This window comes from Mycobacterium sp. HUMS_12744610 (assembly GCF_041206865.1).
Taxonomy (GTDB): Bacteria; Actinomycetota; Actinomycetes; order Mycobacteriales; family Mycobacteriaceae; genus Mycobacterium; species Mycobacterium servetii.
This window is the reverse complement of sequence record NZ_JBGEDP010000001.1, coordinates 4,255,411-4,278,017: the sequence shown is the minus strand read 5'-3', so window position 1 is coordinate 4,278,017 and position 22,607 is coordinate 4,255,411. Positions and strand designations below refer to the sequence as shown.

The window sequence follows — 22,607 nt, the reverse complement described above, 5'->3', positions numbered from 1 at the left end:
ACGGCGCGGTGATTCCCTGTGATTTTCACTGCATGGCAGGTGTCTGGCACAATTGACCAGTTGTCTCCAGCGGTCGCCGGCCGGCCGGGCCGCTTCCCGCCTGCTGCGAGACGAATTGGAACGCTCGAACCCATCGGCTCGGTGACCGCTTGGCGCCCGCGTGCGGGCGGCCGGGAGCCGCGACTGCAAGGAAGTGTCTTTCGCATGAACAGGCTGGACTTCGTCGACCAGGCGTCGCTACGCGACGACATCCCGGCCTTCGGTCCGGGCGACACCATCAACGTGCACGTCAAGGTCATCGAAGGCGCCAAGGAGCGTATCCAGGTGTTCAAGGGCGTGGTCATCCGCCGGCAGGGCGGGGGCGTCAGCGAGACCTTCACCGTGCGCAAGGAAAGCTACGGCGTCGGCGTCGAGCGCACGTTTCCGGTGCACTCACCGACCATCGACCACATCGAGGTGGTGACCCGGGGCGATGTCCGCCGCGCCAAGCTGTACTACTTGCGTGAGCTCCGCGGCAAGAAGGCCAAGATCAAGGAGAAGCGCTGACGGCGCACCGGCCCGGCGGTTCACCAGGGCGCCAACCGACCTGGCTACGCTGGTCTCGTGACCGATAGCACGGACTCATCCGAGCCCCGGCCCGACGCCGGTCCCTCAGAGCCGAAGGTTTCCACGTGCGACCCCGGCGCGGCCGACGACGCGGCCGCCGCGGAGGGCGAAGCCCCGGAGGTGCCAGAGCCCAAGCGCACCAAGCGGTCCGCCCTGCGCGAGTTCGCGATTCTCGCGGTCATCGCTGTGGTGCTCTACTACGTCATGCTGACGTTCGTGGCGCGGCCCTACCTGATTCCGTCGGAGTCGATGGAGCCCACCCTGCACGGATGCCCCGGCTGTGTCGGCGACCGGATCATGGTGGACAAGGTGACCTACGACTTCGCCGCCCCACGACCCGGCGACGTCGTCGTCTTCAAAGGACCGCCGGCGTGGAACGTCGGGTACAAGTCGATCCGATCCAACAACACCGCGCTGCGCTGGGCCCAGAACGCGCTGTCCTTCGTCGGCTTCGTGCCCCCCGACGAGAACGACTTGGTCAAGCGGGTGATCGCGGTCGGCGGGCAGACGGTGCAGTGCCGGGCCGACACGGGGTTGACGGTCAACGGCAAGCGGCTTTTCGAGCCGTACCTGGACCCGGCGACCATGATGGCCAATCCCGCCGTCTACCCCTGTCTGGGGCCCGAGTTCGGGCCGGTCACCGTGCCCGCGGGGCGCCTGTGGGTGATGGGCGACAACCGGACGCACTCGGCGGACTCGCGGGCCCACTGCGCGAGCACCCCGACCGACGCGCTGAAGGGCATCCTGTGCACCGGCGACCCGATGTCGGGCACCGTGCCGGTCTCCAACGTCATCGGCAAGGCCAGGTTCATCGTTTGGCCGCCGGGGCGCTGGGGCGTCGTGGACTCGGTGAACCCGCAGCAGAATCGGTAGCCGTGGCCACGACCTGGCCGCCGCGGACGGTGATCCGCAAGTCCGGGGGTCTGCGGACCCTGGAGTCCGCGCTGTACCGCAGCGGTCTGGGCCCGGTGGCCGGGGTGGACGAGGTGGGCCGCGGCGCCTGCGCGGGCCCCCTGGTGGTGGCGGCCTGCGTGCTCGGCCCGGGAAAGCTGGAAAGCCTTGCCGCCCTGGACGACTCGAAGAAGCTGACCGAGAAGGTGCGGGAGCGGCTGTTTCCCCTGATCCAGCGCTACGCGTTGGCCTACCACGTGGTGTTCATCCCGTCGGCCGAGGTGGACCGGCGCGGCGTGCACGTCGCCAACATCGAGGGAATGCGCCGCGCGGTGGCCGGCCTTACGGTGCGTCCCGGTTATGTGCTCAGCGACGGCTTCCGGGTGCCCGGCCTGCCCATGCCGTCGCTGCCGGTGATCGCTGGGGACGCGGCCGCGGCCTGCATCGCCGCGGCCAGCGTGCTGGCCAAGGTCAGCCGCGACCGGCTGATGGTCGCGGTGGACGCCGACCACCCCGGTTACGGTTTCGCCGACCACAAGGGCTACAGCACGCCCGCGCACCGCACGGCGCTGGCCCGGCTGGGCCCGTGCCCCGAGCACCGCCATTCCTTCATCAACGTCCGTCGCGTGGCGATCGGCTCGCAGAGCCGGGTGGTGGCGGATTGCGATCCGAACCCTCCGGACGCGCCGTGGCGCATACCGTTGAGGAAAGATGGGACCAGTTCGCAACGAGAAGGACGTCTTGACCAGGTGAGTGACAGATGAGTGCAGAGGATCTCGAAAAGTACGAAACCGAGATGGAGCTCTCGCTGTACCGCGAGTACAAGGACATCGTCGGTCAGTTCAGCTACGTCGTCGAAACGGAGCGGCGTTTCTACCTGGCCAACAGCGTGGAGATGATGCCCCGCAACGCCGACGGCGAGGTGTACTTCGAGTTGCGCCTGTCCGACGCGTGGGTGTGGGACATGTACCGGCCGGCGCGGTTCGTCAAGCAGGTGCGCGTGGTCACTTTCAAGGACGTCAACATCGAAGAGGTCGAGAAGCCGGAGTTGCGGCTGCCCGAATAGCCGGCCCGTTCGGCCCCGCGCTAGCCCTCGCCTTCGGGGGGCAGATGGCCCCGCCTCTCGATGACCGCCCGCGCCACGTCGGCGAGCTTGATGTTGAGGCTCTGCGAATGGCGGCGCAGCAGGTCGAAGGCTTGGTCCTCGCTCATGTCGTGCAGCAACATCAGCATGCCGACCGCCTTCCCGATCTCCCGGTTGCTGAGCAGGCCTCGCCGCAGGCTCGCGGCGTCTTCTCCCTTGGCCACGGCGTTGATGGCCACGCTGGCGAACGACGCCAGCACCGCGGCCGCACCGGCCGACTCGGTCGAACAGGTTGGGGGTGTCGCTGAACAGGTTGAGGGCCGCGGCCTTGCGCTTGTCGACCAGCAGGCGAAACCCCATCGCTCCGCGGACCGGTGTCTCCTCGACGAGGACCGCCGCCAGTTTCGGCCACAGCGACGGGGAGGTGAGGTCGGTGTCGATCTGGGGGGTTTCCTCCTCGATCGCATCGATGCAGGGGCCGTCCCCGACGCGCCGTTCCAGCGCGTCGATCGAGTGCGCGAGCCGGTCGCTGGCGCCGACGGTGACATACTGCCCGTTCTCGCGCAGCATCAGGCTGGCGTGGTCGCAGCCGCGCACCGTCAGCGTCGCGGCCACGCAGATCGCCGAGTACATCTCACCGGGATCCGAGCCCTGATAGATGATCTCGGCGAGAGCCGAGAAGACCGTCGCCGGATCGGCCTTCTCTCCGCCGGGCGGTGGGCCGGCCGGGCCGGTGTTCAAGTCGTCTACCACGTTGTGCCTCCCTCACGGCGGTGTCCGAGCGTAGCCGGGCCCGCCCCGTGGCCATAGATTATCGGTCGGCAACGAGCCGCACGTGCCCCGTGCTGGGGTTGCCGGACTGTCAGCGATTCGCCGGGTCACAGCGAGTGCCGCGGCTGCGGCGCTGCGCCGCAAGCCTACGGCCCGGAGCCGGTCCTGTCGGTCGCAATCGGGGTACTTGTTTTGGTTGCTCCCCGGCAGGGCAGGACAACGCACATGGGAAGGCACCCGCAACGTCTTCGAGGCCACGGTCGCCGCCTCGCAGCCACGGCGGCTGGTCTACACCTCGTCGGTGGCGGCCTACGGCTACCACGGCGACAACCCCGTCCCGCTCATCGAGGACGGCGCGCCGCGCGGCTCTCCCGAGCACTACTACTCCGCGCAAAAGGCGGCGCGCGAAGGCGTCGTTCGTCCCGTCCCTGCTGGAATGGCTGCACGTCGCACGGACCTCGGTAGTGATGGACACGACGAAGGCCAAGACGGCGCTGGGCTGGTGGCCGCTGCATTCCTCGGCCGAGGCCCTGGCGGCGCTGGCCTCGGCGCTGTGAGGCACGCCGATGTAGTTTGATCCGGTGGGTTACAAGCTCGGGGCCGCGTCTCGCGGCTTCCCTGCCGGCTACGACGAAGACGCGATAACGGTTACGACACGCAAACGTGAGGCGGCGGGCCTCCGAGCGGTCATCGTGTCCCTGCAGCGCGGGTGGGAGCAGATGGGCGCGCTGCGGACCGCGGCGGTGCTGGCCCGGCTCAATCAGCGCAAGGGATTCGACTGCCCCGGTTGCGCCTGGCCCGAGGGGCGTGGCGGACGCAAGCTGGCCGAATTCTGCGAGAACGGTGCCAAGGCCGTGGCGGAGGAGGCCACCAGGCGCACGGTGACGCCGGAATTCTTCGCCCGGCACTCGGTGGCAGAGCTGTCGGCGAAGCCCGAATACTGGCTGTCCCAGCAAGGCCGCATCACCCATCCGATGGTGCTGCGGCCCGGCGATGATCACTACCGGCCGATCGGCTGGGACGCCGCCTACCGGCTGATCGCCGATCAGCTCAACGCGTTGGATAGCCCGGATGCCGCGGTGTTCTATACGTCGGGTCGCACCAGCAACGAGGCCGCGTTCTGCTACCAGTTGATGGTCCGCTGCTTCGGCACGAACAATCTGCCCGATTGCTCGAACATGTGCCACGAATCCTCGGGCGCGGCGCTGACGGAGTCGATCGGCATCGGAAAGGGGTCCGTCACCGTCGACGACGTCGAGCATGCCGATCTGATCATCGTCGCCGGGCAGAACCCCGGCACCAACCACCCGCGCATGCTGTCGGTGCTGGAGAAAGCAAAGTCCCACGGCGCCAAGATCATCGCGATAAATCCCCTACCTGAGGCCGGCTTGATCCGGTTCAGGGACCCGCAGAAGCTGAACGGGCTCGCCGGGCATGGCATCCCGGTGGCTGACGAGTTCGTGCAGATCCGTATCGGCGGGGACATGGCGCTGTTCGCCGGGCTGGGCAAGCTGTTGCTCGAGGCCGAGGGGCGGGCCCCCGGGACCGTCGTCGACCGGGAATTCGTCGACCGGTATTGCGCCGGCTTCGACGAGTATCGGCGCCAGACCCTCGGGGTCGACATCGGCACCGCGCTGGCCGCCACCGGCATCGAGCGGCAGCAACTGGAGCGTGTTGCCGCGATGCTTAGGGCATCGCAGCGCACGGTCGTCTGCTGGGCCATGGGCTTGACCCAGCACAGCCACGCCGTGGCCACCATCGGCGAGGCCACCAACCTGCTGCTGCTGCGCGGCATGATCGGCAAGCCGGGCGCGGGGGTGTGCCCGGTGCGCGGCCATTCCAACGTGCAGGGCGACCGCACGATGGGGATCTGGGAGAAGATGCCCGAGCCGTTCCTCGCTTCGCTGGACCGCGAATTCCGCATCGCCACCCCCCGCAAGCACGGCTATGACACCGTGGCGGCGATCCGCGCCATGCGCGACGGGCGGGTCACGGTGTTCATGGGCATGGGTGGCAATTTCGCGTCGGCCACCCCCGACACCGCCGTCACCGAGGCGGCCTTGCGCAGTTGCGCGCTGACCGTTCAGATTGCGACCAAGCTCAACCGCAGCCATCTCGTGCACGGCGCGACGGCGCTGATCCTGCCCACGCTTGGTCGCACCGACCGCGACATCCGCGGAGGGCGCAAACAGGTTGTCTCGGTTGAGGATTCGATGTCAATGGTGCATCTGTCGCGAGGCAGCCTGCACCCGCCCAGCGACCAGGTGCGCAGCGAGGTCGAAATCGTCTGCCAGCTGGCGCGCACTCTGCTCGGCGCGGCGCATCCGGTGCCGTGGGAGCGTTTCGCGGCCGACTACGACACCATTCGCGATGCCATCGCCGCGGTGGTCCCCGGCTGTGCCGACTACAACCGCAAGGTGCGCCGGCCGGACGGATTCCAGTTGCCCCATCCACCCCGCGACTCGCGCGAATTCCACACCGGCACGGGCAAAGCCAACTTCGCCGTCAATCCGCTGCAATGGGTGCCGGTGCCGCCGGGCCGGCTGGTGCTGCAAACGCTGCGCAGTCACGACCAGTACAACACCACGATCTACGGGCTCGACGACCGTTATCGAGGGGTGAAGGGTGGACGGCGTGTGGTGTTCGTGAACCCGGCCGACATCGAGGCGTTGGGTCTGAAGGCGGGCGAGCGCGTCGACCTGGTGTCGGAGTGGAGCGATGCCGATGGCCGTCTGCAGGAGCGGCGCGCCAAAGATTTCTTGGTGATTTCCTATTCGACCCCGGTCGGCAATGCCGCGGCATATTATCCGGAAACGAATCCGCTTGTCGCACTTGATCACGTCGCCGCCAAGTCGAACACGCCGGTATCGAAGGCGATCGTCATCAGGGTGGAGCCGGCCTCGTCCCCGGTGGCTCTCGGCGTCGGCGACGGCACCCGGTGGGGCGCGTAACCGCGCGTTGGCGGGTCCAGCGCCTCACCGCCGACACGTCGACCACCCGGTCGGACACGCTGGTCGTCGAGGAGCCGTTGGAGATCCGCGTCAACGGCTCGGCGATCACGGTGACGATGCGCACGCCCGGCGCGGACGTCGAACTCGCGCAGGGGTTCCTGCTCACCGAGGGAGTGATCGCCCGACGCGGGGACGTGCACAGCATTCGCTACTGCGGTGGCCGCGACGATGACGGCGCCAACAGCTACAACGTGCTCGAGGTCACCCTGGCGCGCGGCGTCGCGCTGCCCGACCTCGATGTGACGCGCAACTTCTACACGACCTCGTCGTGCGGGGTCTGTGGCAAGGCGTCGCTGGAGGCGGTGCGGCTGAGCAGCCGCTTCCATCCCGGTGCCGACGGCGCCACCGTCGCGGCGGCCACGCTGCGGGCGATGCCCCGCCAACTGAGGGCCGCGCAGAAGGTATTCCACAGCACCGGCGGGCTGCACGCCGCGGCGCTGTTCTCCGCCGAGGGCGCCGTGTTGGCCGTGCGGGAGGACGTCGGACGGCACAACGCGGTCGACAAGGTCATCGGCTGGGCGCTGGAGCGCGAGCGGGTGCCGCTGGCGGCGTCGGTGCTGCTGGTGAGCGGGCGCGCGTCCTTCGAGCTGACCCAGAAGGCCGTGATGGCCGGCATCCCCGTGCTGGCCGCGGTGTCCGCGCCGTCGTCGCTGGCGGTCTCGCTGGCCGAGGAGTCCGGGATCACCCTCGTGGCGTTTCTGCGCGGCGACTCGATGAACGTCTACACCCGCGCCGACCGGATCGCCTGACCGTTCGCCGCTCTGCGGCGGGCGCGGTTGTGGATACGCGCGCGACTGGGGATAACCGGCCCTTCGACCGAGGATCTCGCGCCCGCGGCGGTGCGCGGTGTCGGGGCCGCCGCCCAGAGTGGCAGGCGTGACGACAGAAAAGACGATGACCCGGGTGGAGTTGGGCGCGATGGGCGAGGCGCTCGCCGTGGACCACTTGACCCGGATGGGATTTCGGATCGTGGACCGCAACTGGCGGTGCCGCTACGGCGAACTCGACGTGATCGCCGCCGACGACGCCGCCCGCGCGGTGGTGTTCGTCGAGGTGAAAACCCGCACCGGCGACGGCTACGGTGGGCTGCCGAACGCCGTCACCCCGGGCAAGGTCCGGCGTCTGCGCCGGCTTGCCGGGCTGTGGTTGGCCGGCCAGGACGTGCGCTGGGCCGCCGTGCGCATCGACGTGATCGGCGTGCGGGTCGGGCGGCACCGCACCCCGGAGATCACCCACCTGCGGGGGATCGGCTGATGGCGCTGGGACGGGCGTTCTCGGTCGCCGTGCGCGGGCTCGACGGCGAGATCGTGGAGATCGAGGCCGACATCTCCTCCGGCCTGCCGGGGGTGCACCTGGTGGGGCTGCCCGACGCCGCGCTGCAGGAGTCCCGCAACCGGGTCCGTGCGGCGGTCACCAACTGCACCAACAACTGGCCCCAGGCCCGGCTCACGCTCGCGCTGTCGCCGGCGACATTGCCCAAGATGGGATCGGTCTACGACATCGCCTTGGCGGCCGCGGTGCTCTCGGCGCAGCGGAAAACCCCGTGGGAACGCCTGGAGAAGACGCTCCTGCTGGGCGAGCTGTCGCTGGACGGGCGGGTCCGCCCGGTGCGCGGCGTGCTACCCGCCGTGCTGGCCGCCAAGCGCGAGGGCTGGCCGGCCGTCGTGGTCCCCGTCGACAACCTGGCTGAGGCCAGCCTGGTCGACGGCGTCGACGTCTGGGGCGTGCGCTCCCTGAGACAGCTGCGGAGCTGGCTGTCGGGGTCCGCCCCCCTGAGCGAGCGGATCACGGCGGTCGCCACGGATTCGGAGCCCTCGGCCGACCTCGCCGACGTGGTGGGGCAGGCGCAGGCGCGCTACGCGGTCGAAGTCGCGGCTGCGGGCGCGCACCACCTGATGCTGACCGGGCCGCCGGGCGTCGGAAAAACGATGCTGGCGCAACGCCTCCCGGGGTTGCTGCCGACGCTGTCGGACAGCGAGTCGCTGGAGGTCACCGCGATCCACTCGGTGGCCGGCCTGCTGTCGTCGGACACGCCCTTGATCACCAGACCGCCCTTCGTGGCGCCGCATCACAGCTCCAGCGTCGCCGCGTTGGTCGGTGGCGGCTCGGGAATGGCCCGCCCGGGCGCCGTCAGCCGGGCCCACCGCGGGGTGCTGTTTCTGGACGAATGCGCCGAGATCAGCGTCGCCGCGCTGGAGTCGTTGCGAACCCCGTTGGAGGACGGGCAGATCCGGCTCGCCCGGCGCGACGGGGTGGCCTGCTACCCGGCCCGCTTCCAGCTCGTGCTGGCCGCGAACCCGTGTCCGTGCGCGCCGGCGGACCCGCAGGACTGCATCTGCGCGGCGGCGACCAAACGGCGCTACCTGGGCAAACTGTCCGGGCCCCTGATGGATCGCGTGGACCTGCGGGTACAGATGAATCCGGTACGGGCCGGCGCGTTCTCGGCCACCGACGGTGAACCGACCGAGCGGGTCCGCCGGCGGGTGGCAGCGGCCCGCGAGGCGGCCGCCGCGCGGTGGCGGCCCCACGGGTTCCGCACCAATGCCGAGGTCAGCGGGCCGCTGCTGCGGCGCAAGTTCCGGCTCGGCAGCCAAGCGATGGAGCCGCTGCGCAGCGCGGTGGACCGCGGGTTGCTCAGCATCCGCGGTGTGGATCGCACCCTGCGGGTCGCGTGGAGCCTGGCCGACCTGGCCGGCCGGGACCTGCCCGGGCTCGACGAAGTCGCCGCGGCGCTCAGCTTCCGGCAGATGGGGGCGCGGCGATGACGGCCCCGGCCGCCGACCCCACGGCCCTGGCCTGGGCCTACCTGTCGCGGGTGGCCGAGCCGCCCTGCCCCGAACTCGCCGCCCTGGTGCACGCCGTCGGCCCGGTGGAGGCCGCCGACCGGGTCCGGCGCGGGCTGGTCGGCGACGACCTGGCGCGGCACACCGCGGCGCGCCGGGAAGTCGACCGGGCCGCGGCCGATCTCGACCTGCTCGCCGCCCGCGGCGGGCGACTGATCACGCCGGACACCGACGAGTGGCCGGTGCTGGCCTTCGCGGCGTTCGGCGCTCGGCCCGGTGCACGGCCCGGCGGCAGCCCACCGCTGGTGTTGTGGGCGCAGGGCCCGGCGCGCCTGGACGAGGTGAGCGAACGTGCGGCCGCCGTGGTCGGCACCCGGGCCTCGACCGCATACGGCGAGCAGGTGACGGCCGACCTCGCGGCCGGCCTGGCCGAACGCGACGTCGCGGTCGTCTCCGGCGGCGCCTACGGCATCGACGGCGCGGCGCACCGGGCGGCGCTGAGCTGCGACGGCGTCACGGTGGCCATCCTCGCCAGCGGGCTGGACGTCGCGTACCCGGCCGGCCATTCGGCGTTGCTGCACCGCATCGGCCGGCACGGGATGTTGTTCAGCGAATACCCGCCCGGTGTCCGCCCCGCCCGGCACCGGTTCCTGACCCGCAACCGCCTGGTCGCCGCGGTCGCGGGGGCGTCCGTGGTGGTGGAGGCCGGGCTGCGCAGCGGGGCGGCGAACACGGCCGCCTGGGCGCGCGCCCTGGGCCGGGTGGTGGGCGCCGTGCCCGGGCCCGTGACCTCGTCGGCGTCGGCGGGTTGTCACTTGTTGCTGCGCCAGGGCGCGGAACTGGTCACCCGCGCCGAGGACATCGTCGAGTTGGTCGGCCGCGTCGGCGAGTTGGCGCCCGAGCAGCCGCGCCCGGGCACCGCCCTGGACGGGCTCGACCAGGCGCAGCGTCAGGTGTACGAAGCGCTGCCGGGGCGCGGGGCCGCCTCGGTCGACCAGATCGCAGTGGAGTCGGGCCTGCCGCCGGAGCAGGTGCTGGGCCCGCTGGCGATCCTGGAGGTGGCCGGGCTGGTGCAGCGCGCCGACGGTCGCTGGAAAGTCGTCCGCGCCAACGCCGCCCGAGCTGGGCGGACGCCGCGGCTCGTATAGTCGACGTGGGCCGGGTCTGGACGGGAGGACAAGTGGCGGGTCGACCACTGCAAACGTTTGAAGTCGTCAGCACACAACAGCTGGCACCACACATGATTCGGGTGCTGCTGGGCAGCAACGAGTTCGGCACCTTCGTGCCCAACAGGTTCACCGACACCTACGTCAAGATGGTCTTCGTCCCCGACGACGTCGACATGGCCGCGCTGCCGCGGCCGTTGACGCTGGACAGCTTCGCCGACCTGCCGCCCGAGCGGAAGCCGGCGGTGCGGACCATGACGGTCCGCCGCGTCGACGCCGCGAACCAGCAGATCGCGGTCGACATCGTCGTGCACGGCGAGCATGGGGTGGCCGGCCCCTGGGCGGCCACGGCGCAACCGGGGCAGCCGGTGTACCTGATGGGCCCCGGCGGCGCCTACACACCCGACCCGGCCGCCGACTGGCATCTGCTGGCCGGAGACGAGTCCGCGCTGCCGGCTATCGCGGCGGCGCTGGAAGCGCTGCCCCCCGACGCGGTCGGCAAGGCGTTCATCGAGGTGGCCAACCCCGAGGACGAGATCGCCTTGACCGCACCGGACTCCGTCGAGGTGCGCTGGGTCTACCGCGGCGGTCGCGCCGACCTGGTGCCCGAGGACCGCGCGGGCGACCACGCACCGCTGATCGAGGCGGTCACCACCACGCCGTGGCTACCGGGGCAGGTGCACGTCTTCATTCACGGCGAGGCGCAGGCCGTCATGCACAACCTGCGGCCCTACATCCGCAACGAGCGTGGTGTGGAGGCGCGCTGGGCGTCGTCGATCTCCGGCTACTGGCGGCGCGGCCGCACCGAGGAGACGTTCCGCCAGTGGAAGAAGGAGCTGGCCCAGAAGGAAGCGGAGGCCCAGGCGGCGGTTCGGTAGGACCGCACGCCCAACCGCCGCGCCGGCTGGCATTCTCATCGCATGCCACATTTCGGGGACTACCAGAACGAGATCTACCTGCGGGGCCTGGCCGGAGTGGTGCCGCCGCTGCCGATGGCCTTCGCCGAACTCGAGGCCAAGGCCGCCACGGCGCTGCCGCCGTCGGTGTGGTCCTACGTCGCGGGCGGCGCGGGCAACGAACGCACGCAACGGGTTAACTGCGAAGCATTCGACCGGTGGGGGCTCGTTCCGCGCATGTTCGTCGGCGCCAAGGAGCGCGACCTGAGCGTCGAACTGTTCGGCATGACGCTGCCGAGCCCGGTGTTCATGGCGCCGATCGGCGTCATCGGCCTGTGCGCCCAGGACGGTCACGGCGACCTGGCCACCGCCCGCGCGGCCGCCCGCACCGGCGTGCCCATGGTGGCCTCGACGCTGTCGGTCGACCCGATGGAAGACGTCGCCGCCGCGCTCGGCGACACGCCCGGATTCTTCCAGCTGTACACGCCGACCGACCGGGAGCTGGCCGCCAGCCTGGTGCGGCGCGCCGAGGCCGCCGGTTTCAAGGGCATCGTCGTCACCCTCGACACTTGGGTCACCGGCTGGCGCCCCCGCGACCTGAGCACCTCGAACTTCCCGCAGCTGCGCGGCCACTGCCTGGCCAACTACACCAGCGACCCCGTCTTCCGGGCGGGCCTGGCACGCCCGGCGGAGGAGGACCCCCAGGGCGCGGTGCTGCGCTGGGTGCAGCTGTTCGCGAACGCCCTGAGCTGGGACGACCTCGCCTGGCTGCGTTCGCTGACCGACCTTCCGTTGCTCCTGAAGGGCATCTGCCATCCCGACGACGCGCGGCGCGCCAAGGACGGAGGCGTCGACGGCATTTACTGCTCCAACCACGGCGGCCGCCAGGCCAACGGCGGCCTGCCCGCGCTGGCGTCCCTACCCGAGGTGGTCGAGGCGGCCGACGGGCTGCCGGTGTTGTTCGACTCTGGGGTCCGCAGCGGCGCCGACGTCGTCAAGGCGCTCGCACTGGGCGCGACGGCGGTGGGTATCGGCCGGCCCTACGCCTACGGCCTGGCGCTCGGCGGCGCCGACGGGATCGTGCACGTGCTGCGTGCGATGTTGGCCGAGGCGGACCTGATCATGGCCGTGGATGGATATCCGACCCGCAAAGATCTCACCCCGGCTACGCTGCGGCGCGTCGACTGAGGCGATCCCGCGGCGCCTGCGACCGTGGAGCCGTGGAGGCGGTCCTCGAGGAGTTCGACGAGTACCTGGCGCTGCGGTGCGGCCGGTCGGCGCACACCCGGCGGGCCTACCTGGGGGACGTGCGCTCGCTGCTGGCGTTCTGCGACGGGCGCGGGGTCGGCCTGGACGGGCTGACCCTGCCGGTGCTGCGCTCGTGGCTGGCCGCGGCGGCCGGCGCGGGCGCGGCCCGCACCACGCTGGCCCGGCGCACCTCGGCGGTCAAGGCGTTCACCTCCTGGGCGGCGCGTCGCGGCCTGCTCGACGGGGATCCGGCCGCCCGGCTGGAGGTTCCCAAGGCGCACCGCACCCTGCCGGCCGTGCTGCGCAAGGACCAGGCCGCCGACGTCATGGACGCCGCGAAATCTGGTGCACAGCAAGGTGATCCGCTGGCGTTGCGGGACCGGCTGATCGTCGAGTTGCTGTATGCGACCGGGATCCGGGTGAGCGAGCTGTGCGGCCTGGACATCGATGACGTGGATACCCACCACCGGCTCGTGCGCGTCCTGGGCAAGGGCGACAAGCAGCGCACCGTGCCTTACGGGCTGCCGGCCGCCGACGCGCTGCGCGCATGGCTGGCCGACGGTCGCCCCGCTCTGGCGACCGCGGCGTCCGGGCCGGCGCTGCTGCTGGGCGCCCGCGGCCGGCGGCTCGACGTGCGCCAGGCGCGCACCGTCGTGCACCAGACCGTTGCCGCGGTCGACGGCGCGCCCGACATGGGCCCGCACGGACTGCGGCACAGCGCGGCCACGCACCTGCTCGAAGGGGGAGCCGACCTGCGGGTCGTGCAGGAACTGCTGGGGCATTCCAGCCTGGCGACCACCCAGCTCTACACCCATGTCGCGGTGTCGCGGCTGCGAGCGGTGCACGACCAGGCCCACCCGCGGGCCTAGCTCCCACGGCACGCGAGAGGAACTCAGCCGCCCAGCGGCTTGAGCCGCACCGGGGTGGACCTCAACAGGCCCAGCGGGTCGACGTAGCGGGCGCCCGATGCCGGTCCCCACATCGCACCCCAGTGCAGGCACGCCGCGGCGCCGCAGCCGGGGTGCCCGGCCAGCAACGAGCCGATCACCGTGCCGGTGGTCACCGCCTGACCGACCCGCACCGCCGCCCGGACGGGCTCGTAGCTGGTGCGCAGTCCGCCCGCATGGGCCAGCGACACGACCGGCCGCCCGGCTAGCGGCCCGGCGAACACCACGGTCGCGGTGCCTGCGGCGTACACCGGCTGCCCGGGTGCGCCGGCCAGGTCGACGCCCCGGTGGCCGGGCCGCCAGTCCGGCGCCGGGGCATCGAATCCGCGGGTCACGACCGGGCGCGGCCGCAGCGGCCAATCCAGCCGCTCGTCGCCGGCGGTCGCGGGCGCGGCGCCGGCCACCATCAGGCACAGCAGGAGCGGCAGGACCCGTCGCACCGGCCCAGTCCAGTGCCGCGGCGGTGGCGCCACCAGTCAGGGCGGGGAGATGCTGTGGAGAAACCACCTGCGCAGGCGGTGTAAACTTCCGGTCGCAGCTCGCTTGCGGGCTGACTTCGCGCGTCTGCATCGCGGCTCCCGTTCCACTAGGACTCGCACCGCATGCCGGGCGGTCCCGACCGGGTTTCCCCGCCGGGTCCGGCACGCAGCAGATGCCAGGGCCCGGCCTCACCCGATGCCGGGCGGCAACCGACACACGTAAGGCACACCCATGGCCGTAGTCACCATGAAACAGCTGCTGGACAGCGGCACCCACTTCGGGCATCAGACCCGTCGGTGGAACCCCAAGATGAAGCGGTTCATCTTCACCGACCGCAACGGCATCTACATCATCGACCTGCAGCAGACGCTCACCTTCATCGACAAGGCGTACGAGTTCGTCAAGGAGACCGTCGCCCACGGCGGCACGGTGCTGTTCGTCGGCACCAAGAAGCAGGCGCAGGAGTCCGTCGCGGCCGAGGCCACCCGCGTCGGCATGCCGTACGTGAACCAGCGCTGGCTGGGCGGCATGCTGACCAACTTCTCCACGGTGCACAAGCGGCTGCAGCGCCTCAAGGAGCTCGAGGCGATGGAGCAGAGCGGGGGCTTCGAGGGTCGCACCAAGAAGGAAATCCTGATGCTGACCCGCGAGAAGAACAAGCTGGAGCGCAGCCTCGGCGGTATCCGCGACATGGCCAAGGTGCCCTCGGCGATCTGGGTCGTCGACACCAACAAGGAGCACATCGCCGTCGGCGAAGCCCGCAAGCTGGGCATCCCGGTGATCGCCATCCTGGACACCAACTGCGACCCCGACGAGGTCGACTACCCGATCCCGGGCAACGACGACGCGATCCGCTCGGCCGCGCTGCTGACCAAGGTGATCGCCTCCGCGGTCGCCGAGGGTCTGCAGGCCCGCGCCGGCGTGGGCCGCGGCGACGGCAAGCCCGAGGCGGAGTCCGCCGAGCCGCTCGCCGAGTGGGAGCAGGAACTGCTGGCCGCCGCGACAACGACAGCCACTGCCGGCGCCGAAGCTGCCGCGGGCACGGCCGAACCCACCACTGACCCTTCATAGGAAGGCTGATATGGCGAACTTCACCGCTGCCGACGTCAAGCGGCTTCGGGAACTCACCGGCGCCGGGATGCTCGACTGCAAGAACGCGCTGGCCGAAAGCGACGGCGACTTCGACAAGGCCGTCGAAGCGCTGCGGATCAAGGGGGCCAAAGACGTCGGCAAGCGCGCCGAGCGTGCCACGGCCGAGGGTCTGGTCGCTGCCAAGGGCGGCGCCCTCATCGAGCTCAACTCCGAGACCGACTTCGTCGCCAAGAACGCCGAGTTCCAGGCGCTGGCCGACCAGGTCGTCGACGCCGCGCTGGCCGCCAAGGCCACCGACGTCGACAGTCTCAAGACCGCCAAAATCGGTGACAAGACCGTCGAGCAGGCCATCGCCGACCTGTCGGCCAAGATCGGCGAGAAGCTCGAACTGCGCCGGGTGCAGTACTTCGATGGCAACGTAGAGACCTACCTGCACAAACGGGCCGCCGACCTGCCACCCGCCGTCGGGGTGCTGGTCGAGTTCGAGGGTCAGGACCAGGACGCCGCGCATGCCGTCGCGCTGCAGATCGCCGCGCTCAAGGCGCGCTACCTATCGCGCGATGACGTGCCCGAGGATGTCGTGGCCAGCGAGCGCCGCATCGCCGAGGAGACCGCCAAGGCCGAGGGCAAGCCGGAGCAGGCGCTGCCCAAGATCGTCGAGGGCCGGCTCAACGGCTTCTTCAAGGACGCGGTGCTGCTCGAGCAGCCGTCGGTGTCCGACAGCAAAAAGACCGTGAAGGCCCTGCTCGACGAGGCGGGCGTTACGGTGACCCGTTTCGTTCGCTTCGAGGTGGGCCAAGCCTAGGCACGCGCATGCGCCACGTGCACGCGTTCGGTGACGACGCCCTCGGCGACCTCGACGCGGTCGGCCTGGCCGACGCCCTGCGTGAAGGCCGGATCGGCCGGGCCGAGTTGGTCGAGGCTGCCATCGCCCGCACCGAGGCCGTCGACCCGGTGCTCAACGGCCTGGCCTATGCCGCGTTCCAGCAGGCCCGGGCCGCCGCAGAGGGGAAGCCCGCCGAAGGTTTCTTCGGCGGCGTCCCGACGTTCATCAAGGACAACATCGACGTCGCCGGCCAGCCGACGATGCACGGCACTGACGCGTGGACGCCCTGGCACGCCGCGGGCAACAGCGAGTTCACCGAGCTGTTCCTGGCCACCGGCCTGAACTCGGTGGGCAAGACCCAGTTGTCGGAGTTCGGGTTCAGCGCCTCGGCCGAACACCCCCGGCTGGGGCCGGTCCGTAACCCGTGGAACACCGAGTTCAGCGCCGGCGCCTCGTCGTCGGGATCGGGCGCTTTCGTCGCCGCCGGGGTGGTGCCGATCGCCCACGGCAACGACGGCGGCGGCTCCATCCGCATCCCGGCCGCCTGCAACGGGCTTATCGGGCTCAAACCGTCGCGCGGGCGGTTGCCCCTGGACCCGACGCTGCGCCGCATGCCGGTGGGCATCGTCACCAACGGCGTGCTGACCCGTTCGGTGCGGGACACCGCGGCGTTCTACCGGGAGGCCGAGCGTATCTGGCGCAACCGCAAACTGGCGCCGGTGGGGGACGTCACCGCACCCGGCAGGCGGCGGCTCCGCATCGCCGTGCTGACCCGCTCGGTCATGCGCGAGTGCAGCCCCGAGATGCGGGAGCTGACCCTGAAGTCGGCCGGGCTCCTCGAGGAACTTGGTCACCGTGTCGAACACGTCGACGAGCCGCCGGTGCCGGCCAGCTTCGTCGACGACTTCGTGCTGTATTGGGGATTCCTGGCGCTGGCGCAGGTCCGCATCGGGCGCCGCACGTTCGGCGACACGTTCGACCGCACCCGGCTGGACAGCCTGACGCTGGGCCTGGAGCGACACAGCGCCCGCAACCTCCACCGGCTTCCGTTCGCGATCGCGCGCCTGCGTCGGCTGCGGAGGCGCACCGCGGAATTCTTCGGCGCCTACGACGCGATACTCACGCCGACGCTGGCCGACGAGACGCCCCGCATCGGCCACCTGGCCCCCGTCGACTACCGGCAGGTCATCGACCGGCTGATCGACTGGGTCGCGTTCACCCCGCTGCAGAACGTGACCGGCGAGCCGGCGCTTTCGCTGCCGTTGGCCCAGTCGTCGGACGGCATGCCGGTGGGCATGATGCTGTCGGCCGACATGGGCCAGGAGGCGCTCCTGCTGGAGCTTGCCTACGAACTCGAAGAGGCCCGGCCGTGGGCCCGCATCCAGGCCGCAGAGCCGACCGCCTGACCGCAACCGTCCGTTTGCCGCGACGCGCTTTGCCGGGCATCCCCGTGGCTGCCGCGCCGGTCCGAATGCCCGGCCCGTGAGCCGCCCGCGGCGAACCGGTGCAGCACCTGGTCGGCATGGAGTTCGCGGGCGTGGCCGCGACCTGGGCGGTGGCCGCCTGACCGGGCAGCCGGCTAGTCCGACCCGAGCTTTTCGAGCATCCGCTTGAACTCGCGTTGCTGAGTTCCGGTCAGCTTCGCCAGGATGCGGGCGTCTGCCGCTCGTACCGCGGCCTCCGCGCGCTTCAACAACACGCGGCCCTGGCCGGTCAGCGTGGCCGGCAGCGCGCGTCCGGACGACACCGTCGACGGGCGTGTCACCGCCCCAACGTCTTGCAGCTTGCGCAGCACCGTGTTCATCGCCTGCGGCGTGACGTTGGTGTGGCGGGACAACTCGGCGCTGGATAGTCCGGGCGAGATCGAAAGGAGGCGCAGGCAGACGAATTCGGGCAGCGTCAGACCCAGCGGGCCCAGCGCCGCGGAGACCTCTGGGCGTAGAACGGCACCCACCCGGTAGAGGAGGTAACCAAGCGGGGCGTCGTGAGCCTGAACCATGTCAGCGATATTGACATATCCTTCGGTGCCGAACCCGCGACTCGCGTTTTCGCGCCGCGATTGCGGGTAGAGGCCCTTCATGACGCCGAAACCGTTCCGGGACCGCCGCGAGGTGGGTGAGGTGCTGTTCGGCCGACTGCAGCGCTACCGGGACCGTGACGACGTGGTGGTCCCAGCGCTGCCGTGCGGGGGAACTCCGGTGGTGGGCGCTGTGCCAGATTCCCCGCAGGACACCTGCGAGGAGTCGAGTCGGGTTGCCGACGACGAACTGGCGGATCTGCAGCGCCCCGGTCTCGATGTGGTATGCCGCGACGGCATGGCCGGGACCGGCGAACGGTTCCACGACCGGCAGAGCGCCCGACCGGTCACGGCGGCCGAAGAATGCTACCGCGGCATGTTCGGCGGTCGCGTCGCGTCCCGGAGCCTGCGCGACGGGCACATGCTCGAGACGTTGCGCGACGCCGACAAATATCCTTCCAAAAGCTCTGTTTGTAAGCACAGTTCGCCTACGGACCACGCGTCCGCCACCGAACTCGGCGATGGCCGAACGGCAGAGTCGATGTTTGCCGGCACGGATGGCCGAGCAGTTCGAGACCGTTCTGCACGTCGACCTGACCTCCGCTGTCCGGGCGCTACCCGCACGATCGGCGATCAACCACCAAAGGGCCGGTGTTCTTTGGAAGTTCATTCGGCATCCATGGAACGGCATGTCGCGCAGAAAAACTCGATGCCCACGCGTCGGTCCGGTGGCCGGGCGCGGTTCGGGCGGGGCCGCGCCGGGCGTGATATTGCATCAGGACAAACGGAAGCTGCCCTCCAATCTCCCGTGCTCCAAGTACTTCCAATGCGGGCGCCGTCGGCCCGCCAGGCGGGCCACCGCACGGACCAACGCGGCCTATCGAACCATCGGGCTCCCTACAGAGCTCACTACAGAGAGGTGATGACGTGAAGTGGCCGGACTTTTCGGAACTGGGGCAGAGATTGCGGATCGGAGCGGGCGACCGAGTGGCGCTGATCAACGCGCCCTCCGGGTACGAGCACGTCATTCCGGGAGTGGACGGGTCAACCCCTGACCGGGCCGACGTGGTCATCGGATTCATCGCGGGTCGAGGGGATCTGGACCTGCTCTCCGCCCTCTACGATGCCGTGCTCGCCGGCGGCCGGGGCTGGCTGGCCTATCCCAAGCCACGCCGGTCGGAAGTCGATCTGCAAATGCACCGGGACTGGCTGGCGCGGGAGGTGCGCCGCTACGGCGTGCACTCGATGGTGCACGTGTCGATCGACGAGTCCTGGTCGGCACTGGATGTGGAGGCCATCGCGCTCGACGGGGACGAAGCTTCGCTCGCCGAAGCGGATCTCGCCTGGCCCGTGTGATGACGGCGAAGCAAGAGCGGAGCCAACCGACAACGATCATGGAGACAAGGATGAGCAGGATTCGCTGGATGCTTCGACTGACGGTCGCCGGGATAGCGGCGGCGGCGATACCGGGATTGGCCGGCGTGAGCGGGGTTGCTGCGCCCGCGCGGGCCGCGGCGCCGGAATTCCTCAAGGTGCCGTCGCCGTCGATGGGACACGACATCACCGTCGAATTCCAGAAGGGCGGCGCGCCGGCGGTCTACCTGCTCGACGGGTTGCGCGCGCAGGACGACCGCAACGGCTGGGACATCAACACCAACGCGTTCGACGACTACGCCGGCTCGGGCATCTCGGTGGTGATGCCGGTCGGTGGGCGGTCCAGCTTCTATACCGACTGGTACGGTCCGGCCAACAACAGCGACGGTCCTCCCCAGACCTACAAATGGGAGACCTTCCTGACCAGCGAGTTGCCCGGCTACCTGGCGAACAGGGGCGTGAGCAGAACCGACGATGCCGTCGTCGGGATCTCGATGTCCGGATCCTCGGCCCTGATCCTGGCGGCCTACCACCCCAACCAGTTCAAGTATGCCGGCTCCCTGTCGGCCTACCTGACACCCTCGAGCGGCTCGGGTCCGATGTACATCGGGATGGCCATGGGTAACGAGGGCGGATTCAACCCGCACGACATGTGGGGACCGGATGGCGGACCCGGCTGGCAGCGCAACGATCCCACGGTGCAGGTCGGCCGGCTGGTTGCGAACGACACCCGGCTGTGGGTCTACAGCGGCAACGGGACGGCGTCGGAGATCGGCGAGGGCAGCATCCCGGGCACCGTGATCGAGCAGGTGGTCCTGGACAGCAACGTTGCGTTCAAGGACGCCTACATCAGCGCGGGCGGGCACAACGCGACGTTCAACATCGATCAGAACGGTGTGCACAGTTGGGGCTACTGGGGCGCGCAGCTGTCGGCGATGAAGCCCGACATGCAGCACACGCTCGGCGGCGGGGCGTCCGGATAGCCGCCTTGGACCCTACGTAGTCCTGACGGTTCGGGCGGCGCCGATGCGCCGCCGCCCGAACCGTTGCGCGGGCCGTCCCGTGAGCCGGTCAGCAGCGCGTGTGCCACCGGGGCACAACTCGCTGGGCATGCCGCAGGTTCACTGACGGTGCGGTCCGCCTGCGCGTATCACCTTCGTAACCAGAAGCTTTCGCCGCTTCGTCGGAATCGGCGGCCAGTCGGCTGACCTGTTCCAGTGCGTCCTGTTGGGTGGTGCCCAACGGGGTCAGTGTCGGAATGTCCAGGCAGCGGGCAAAATACTTCTGATATGTGGGAGACCACACGACACGATAGGTGTAGCGCGCCATCGTCAAAAAAGCTCCTCGGTCGGTATCGGGTTCGTCGCCGGCCGGCATCCGGTGGTGCCGTTCGCGTGCGCAGTGATCCCTCGGAGAGGGGAATCACCTGGATTCACGGGTGGCGTCTGCTCCAACGCTCTGTGCGGAACTCGGCTCAGCCGGCAGTGGCCGTCGATCGCGCCGGTTATCTCAATTCAGCCTGCGCCCAACCCTACCCGGACACCGCGGGTGTCGGCCCGATCGCGCGAACCGTGCAATCCCGCGCGCTCCGGCGGCGCGGGCTCCTCGCTTGTGGCTACCCCGCTGATCGGCGGATGACTCTGGGGCGCCTGGCCGGGCCCCCGACGCCGGTGGCCGTGGTACAGGTGTTGCAGGAGTGGCTTAATTGTGTTGCCGCACAAGCGATTTTCGTGGTGTTGCCGCAGGTGGGGCGGCCAAGCGCGACGCCTGCGCGGTAGCGACATGTTTGAGATTTCGGCCGACAGGTTATGGACCTTGTATGCGGTTGTCGCCAGAGAGCGGCTTTTCGACACGAAAGGAATGAACATGAAGTTCACCACTACGACTGCAAAAACTGCAGTTGCTGCCGGTGCGATCGCAGCGGCAAGCGTCTTCACCGCTGCGACGGCATCGGCGGCGCCGCCGACCGTGCAGGGCTTCGGCACCAGCGAAAAGCTCGTCGACGGGCCGTTGGTCACCGCCTACACCGTGAACAACCTGCACGCGACCAACACCGTCATTCCGGGTTACACCCCGAAAGGCAAGCTCTACCAGGCCGACATCACCGCCACGGCTGACGGTGGCACCGTCACCCCGCTGGTCTCGGACTTCAACGCCCGGTCGGCCGACGGCCAGACCTACCGGGTGATCGACAACGTCCCCACCCCCAACGGCCTGAGCCCGGCGCCGATCGCGCAAGGCCAGCAGTCGAGCGGGATGCTGTACTTCGACGTGACCGGTCAGCCGCCGAACGGCGTCGTCTACAACGACGGCGTGCAGGACGTTCTCATCTGGACGAGCAATGTCTGACGCCGCCCCCGGCTAGCCGACCTCCCCGCGTCGCCTGCGACGCGGGGAGGTTCGTTTCTGCGGTTCGCCACGGTGCTTCCGCCGCGCCGGAAGCGGGTATCCGACCCCTATGAGCGACGTGGATCACAGGCCGACCGAGTTACAGGAGCAAGCCCAGCATTACGCCGAACAGGCGCGCGCGCGGATGAAAAGCGTGCGCGACGACCAGGGCGGCGGGATCGGTGCATGGGTCGCCGAGCGCGCCGGCGAGTGGGATCTCGTCGGCCAGGACGAGGCCACCCTGCAGCGCCAGAAATTCCTGTGGAACCTGCTGGTCGACTACTGGTTCCGGATGGAGATCGACGGATGGGAGAACATTCCCGGGGCGCCGGTGCTGCTGGTCGGAATCCATTCCGGTGCCCCGTTCGTCTGGGACGCGTGGACTGTCGGCCTGCAATGGTGGCGTCGATACGGCCAGGACCGCCCGCTGCACGGCACGGCGCACGACGCGCTCATGGCCATCCCGGTCATCGGCAGCTACTTCCGATCGATGGGCGTGCTTCCCGCCGCCCCCGACGCCATCGCCACGGCCCTGGCCGAGGGACGCGACGTAGCGCTGTGGCCCGGTGGCGAGGTGGATTCGTTGCGCCCGTGGATCGAGCGTGACCGTGCCAACCTCGCGGGGCGGAAAGGCTTCGTGAAGATGGCGATCCGGGCCGGCGTTCCGATCGTGCCCATCGCCACGGTCGGCGGCGCGGACGCCATGCCGGTACTGATTCGCGGTGACGGGCTGTCCAAGGCCCTGCGGCTCGATCGGCTGTTGCGGCTCAAGGTTTTTCCGCTCGCGGTCTCGCTGCCGTGGGGGATCGCGCCGGCGGCGCTTCCGCAGCTGCCGCTGCCGGCCAAGATCAGGACGCGGTTCATGCCCGCCGTCGAACTCGATCACGACCCCGCGCGCGCGGAGGACGACGACTACGTCGACGGCAAGTATCGCGAGGTGCAAGAAGCGATTCAGCGGGGGATAGATGCGTTGGCGCGCAAGCGGGCGTTGCCGCTATTCGCCTGACGGGTGACGAAAGCCGTTGTG

General features: G+C 70.0%; 22 protein-coding genes and 3 pseudogenes. 20 read left to right on the top strand and 5 right to left on the bottom strand.

Annotation, left to right across the window (positions count from 1 at the left end; all coding sequences use genetic code 11):
• Positions 1 to 204 precede the first annotated feature (204 nt).
• From rplS to AB8998_RS20540, 4 genes are read left to right on the top strand one after another with little or no spacing between them, the layout of a single operon-like run.
• Positions 205 to 546 carry a 50S ribosomal protein L19 gene (gene rplS, locus AB8998_RS20555; RefSeq protein WP_369739540.1) on the top strand — a complete coding sequence of 114 codons (342 nt, stop codon included), beginning with the start codon at positions 205 to 207 and terminating at the stop codon, positions 544 to 546.
• Positions 547 to 603: 57 nt separating this feature from the next.
• Complete coding sequence (gene lepB, locus AB8998_RS20550; RefSeq protein ID WP_369739539.1) at positions 604 to 1,479, top strand: signal peptidase I; 876 nt, start codon at positions 604 to 606, stop codon at positions 1,477 to 1,479.
• Between the two features lie 2 nt (positions 1,480 to 1,481).
• Positions 1,482 to 2,261, top strand: coding sequence for a ribonuclease HII (locus AB8998_RS20545; RefSeq protein ID WP_369739538.1), 780 nt, complete (start codon positions 1,482 to 1,484; stop codon positions 2,259 to 2,261).
• The gene (locus tag AB8998_RS20540) at positions 2,258 to 2,563 is read left to right on the top strand and encodes a DUF2469 domain-containing protein (protein ID WP_076122808.1); all 306 of its coding nucleotides are present in this window, start codon (positions 2,258 to 2,260) and stop codon (positions 2,561 to 2,563) included. The genes AB8998_RS20545 and AB8998_RS20540 overlap by 4 nt, the downstream gene beginning before the upstream one ends.
• Positions 2,564 to 2,583: 20 nt before the next feature.
• On the opposite strand, the pseudogene AB8998_RS20535 reads toward AB8998_RS20540, so the two are convergent.
• Positions 2,584 to 3,334 (bottom strand): annotated as a pseudogene (locus AB8998_RS20535) (GAF and ANTAR domain-containing protein).
• 247 nt (positions 3,335 to 3,581) lie between these two features.
• Between AB8998_RS20535 and AB8998_RS20530 the strand changes: the two are divergent.
• The 9 genes and pseudogenes from AB8998_RS20530 to AB8998_RS20490 all read left to right on the top strand — a co-directional run.
• Positions 3,582 to 3,909, top strand: a pseudogene (locus tag AB8998_RS20530) (epimerase); the annotation flags it as partial.
• A 24-nt stretch (positions 3,910 to 3,933) separates the two neighbouring features.
• The gene (locus AB8998_RS20525; protein ID WP_369739537.1) at positions 3,934 to 6,303 is read left to right on the top strand and encodes an FdhF/YdeP family oxidoreductase; all 2,370 of its coding nucleotides are present in this window, start codon (positions 3,934 to 3,936) and stop codon (positions 6,301 to 6,303) included.
• The gene (fdhD, locus tag AB8998_RS20520) at positions 6,291 to 7,112 is read left to right on the top strand and encodes a formate dehydrogenase accessory sulfurtransferase FdhD (protein WP_369739536.1); all 822 of its coding nucleotides are present in this window, start codon (positions 6,291 to 6,293) and stop codon (positions 7,110 to 7,112) included. Before AB8998_RS20525 ends, fdhD begins: the two co-directional genes overlap by 13 nt.
• A 127-nt stretch (positions 7,113 to 7,239) precedes the next feature.
• Positions 7,240 to 7,617: a YraN family protein gene (locus tag AB8998_RS20515; RefSeq protein ID WP_369739535.1), complete on the top strand. Its 378-nt coding sequence runs from the start codon at positions 7,240 to 7,242 to the stop codon at positions 7,615 to 7,617.
• Entirely contained in the window at positions 7,617 to 9,128 is a 1,512-nt protein-coding gene (locus tag AB8998_RS20510; RefSeq protein WP_369739534.1) for a YifB family Mg chelatase-like AAA ATPase, read from the top strand. The genes AB8998_RS20515 and AB8998_RS20510 overlap by 1 nt, the downstream gene beginning before the upstream one ends.
• On the top strand, positions 9,125 to 10,294 hold the full coding sequence (dprA, locus tag AB8998_RS20505) for a DNA-processing protein DprA (protein WP_369739533.1): 1,170 nt from the start codon (positions 9,125 to 9,127) through the stop codon (positions 10,292 to 10,294). The genes AB8998_RS20510 and dprA overlap by 4 nt, the downstream gene beginning before the upstream one ends.
• Before the next feature lie 32 nt (positions 10,295 to 10,326).
• The gene (locus AB8998_RS20500; protein ID WP_369739532.1) at positions 10,327 to 11,190 is read left to right on the top strand and encodes a siderophore-interacting protein; all 864 of its coding nucleotides are present in this window, start codon (positions 10,327 to 10,329) and stop codon (positions 11,188 to 11,190) included.
• A 42-nt stretch (positions 11,191 to 11,232) separates the two neighbouring features.
• Entirely contained in the window at positions 11,233 to 12,396 is a 1,164-nt protein-coding gene (locus AB8998_RS20495; protein ID WP_369739531.1) for a lactate 2-monooxygenase, read from the top strand.
• 32 nt (positions 12,397 to 12,428) lie between these two features.
• Positions 12,429 to 13,325, top strand: coding sequence for a tyrosine recombinase XerC (locus AB8998_RS20490; protein ID WP_369739530.1), 897 nt, complete (start codon positions 12,429 to 12,431; stop codon positions 13,323 to 13,325).
• Between the two features lie 32 nt (positions 13,326 to 13,357).
• Here AB8998_RS20490 and AB8998_RS20485 read toward each other — a convergent pair.
• A pseudogene (locus AB8998_RS20485) lies at positions 13,358 to 13,879 on the bottom strand (M23 family metallopeptidase); the annotation flags it as partial.
• Between the two features lie 235 nt (positions 13,880 to 14,114).
• On the opposite strand from AB8998_RS20485, the gene rpsB reads away from it, so the two are divergent.
• The 3 genes from rpsB to AB8998_RS20470 are packed head-to-tail and all read left to right on the top strand — an operon-like array spanning position 14,115 to position 17,207.
• Positions 14,115 to 14,954, top strand: coding sequence for a 30S ribosomal protein S2 (gene rpsB, locus AB8998_RS20480; protein WP_369739529.1), 840 nt, complete (start codon positions 14,115 to 14,117; stop codon positions 14,952 to 14,954).
• Positions 14,955 to 14,964: 10 nt separating this feature from the next.
• Positions 14,965 to 15,780 carry a translation elongation factor Ts gene (gene tsf, locus AB8998_RS20475; RefSeq protein WP_369739528.1) on the top strand — a complete coding sequence of 272 codons (816 nt, stop codon included), beginning with the start codon at positions 14,965 to 14,967 and terminating at the stop codon, positions 15,778 to 15,780.
• An 8-nt stretch (positions 15,781 to 15,788) separates the two neighbouring features.
• Complete coding sequence (locus AB8998_RS20470; RefSeq protein ID WP_369739526.1) at positions 15,789 to 17,207, top strand: amidase; 1,419 nt, start codon at positions 15,789 to 15,791, stop codon at positions 17,205 to 17,207.
• Positions 17,208 to 17,380: 173 nt separating this feature from the next.
• Here AB8998_RS20470 and AB8998_RS20465 read toward each other — a convergent pair whose 3' ends face one another.
• Both AB8998_RS20465 and AB8998_RS20460 read right to left on the bottom strand, forming a co-directional pair.
• Positions 17,381 to 17,800, bottom strand: a complete 420-nt coding sequence (locus AB8998_RS20465; RefSeq protein WP_369739524.1) for a MarR family winged helix-turn-helix transcriptional regulator — start codon at positions 17,798 to 17,800, stop codon at positions 17,381 to 17,383.
• Position 17,801: 1 nt separating this feature from the next.
• Positions 17,802 to 18,239, bottom strand: coding sequence for a hypothetical protein (locus AB8998_RS20460; protein WP_369739522.1), 438 nt, complete (start codon positions 18,237 to 18,239; stop codon positions 17,802 to 17,804).
• A gap of 506 nt (positions 18,240 to 18,745) precedes the next feature.
• Between AB8998_RS20460 and AB8998_RS20455 the strand changes: the two genes are divergently transcribed.
• Both AB8998_RS20455 and AB8998_RS20450 read left to right on the top strand, forming a co-directional pair.
• Positions 18,746 to 19,174: a hypothetical protein gene (locus AB8998_RS20455; RefSeq protein WP_369739521.1), complete on the top strand. Its 429-nt coding sequence runs from the start codon at positions 18,746 to 18,748 to the stop codon at positions 19,172 to 19,174.
• Positions 19,175 to 19,212: 38 nt separating this feature from the next.
• Positions 19,213 to 20,175: an esterase family protein gene (locus AB8998_RS20450; RefSeq protein WP_369739520.1), complete on the top strand. Its 963-nt coding sequence runs from the start codon at positions 19,213 to 19,215 to the stop codon at positions 20,173 to 20,175.
• An 88-nt stretch (positions 20,176 to 20,263) separates the two neighbouring features.
• Here the strand turns inward: AB8998_RS20450 and AB8998_RS20445 are convergent, their stop codons facing one another.
• A complete protein-coding gene (locus AB8998_RS20445; protein WP_369739519.1) occupies positions 20,264 to 20,521 on the bottom strand; it encodes a hypothetical protein in 258 nt (85 codons plus the stop codon).
• A 537-nt stretch (positions 20,522 to 21,058) separates the two neighbouring features.
• Here AB8998_RS20445 and AB8998_RS20440 point away from each other — a divergent pair.
• Positions 21,059 to 21,541 carry an MPT63 family protein gene (locus AB8998_RS20440; RefSeq protein ID WP_369739518.1) on the top strand — a complete coding sequence of 161 codons (483 nt, stop codon included), beginning with the start codon at positions 21,059 to 21,061 and terminating at the stop codon, positions 21,539 to 21,541.
• Between the two features lie 109 nt (positions 21,542 to 21,650).
• Positions 21,651 to 22,586 carry a lysophospholipid acyltransferase family protein gene (locus tag AB8998_RS20435; RefSeq protein WP_369739517.1) on the top strand — a complete coding sequence of 312 codons (936 nt, stop codon included), beginning with the start codon at positions 21,651 to 21,653 and terminating at the stop codon, positions 22,584 to 22,586.
• Positions 22,587 to 22,607: the final 21 nt, after the last annotated feature.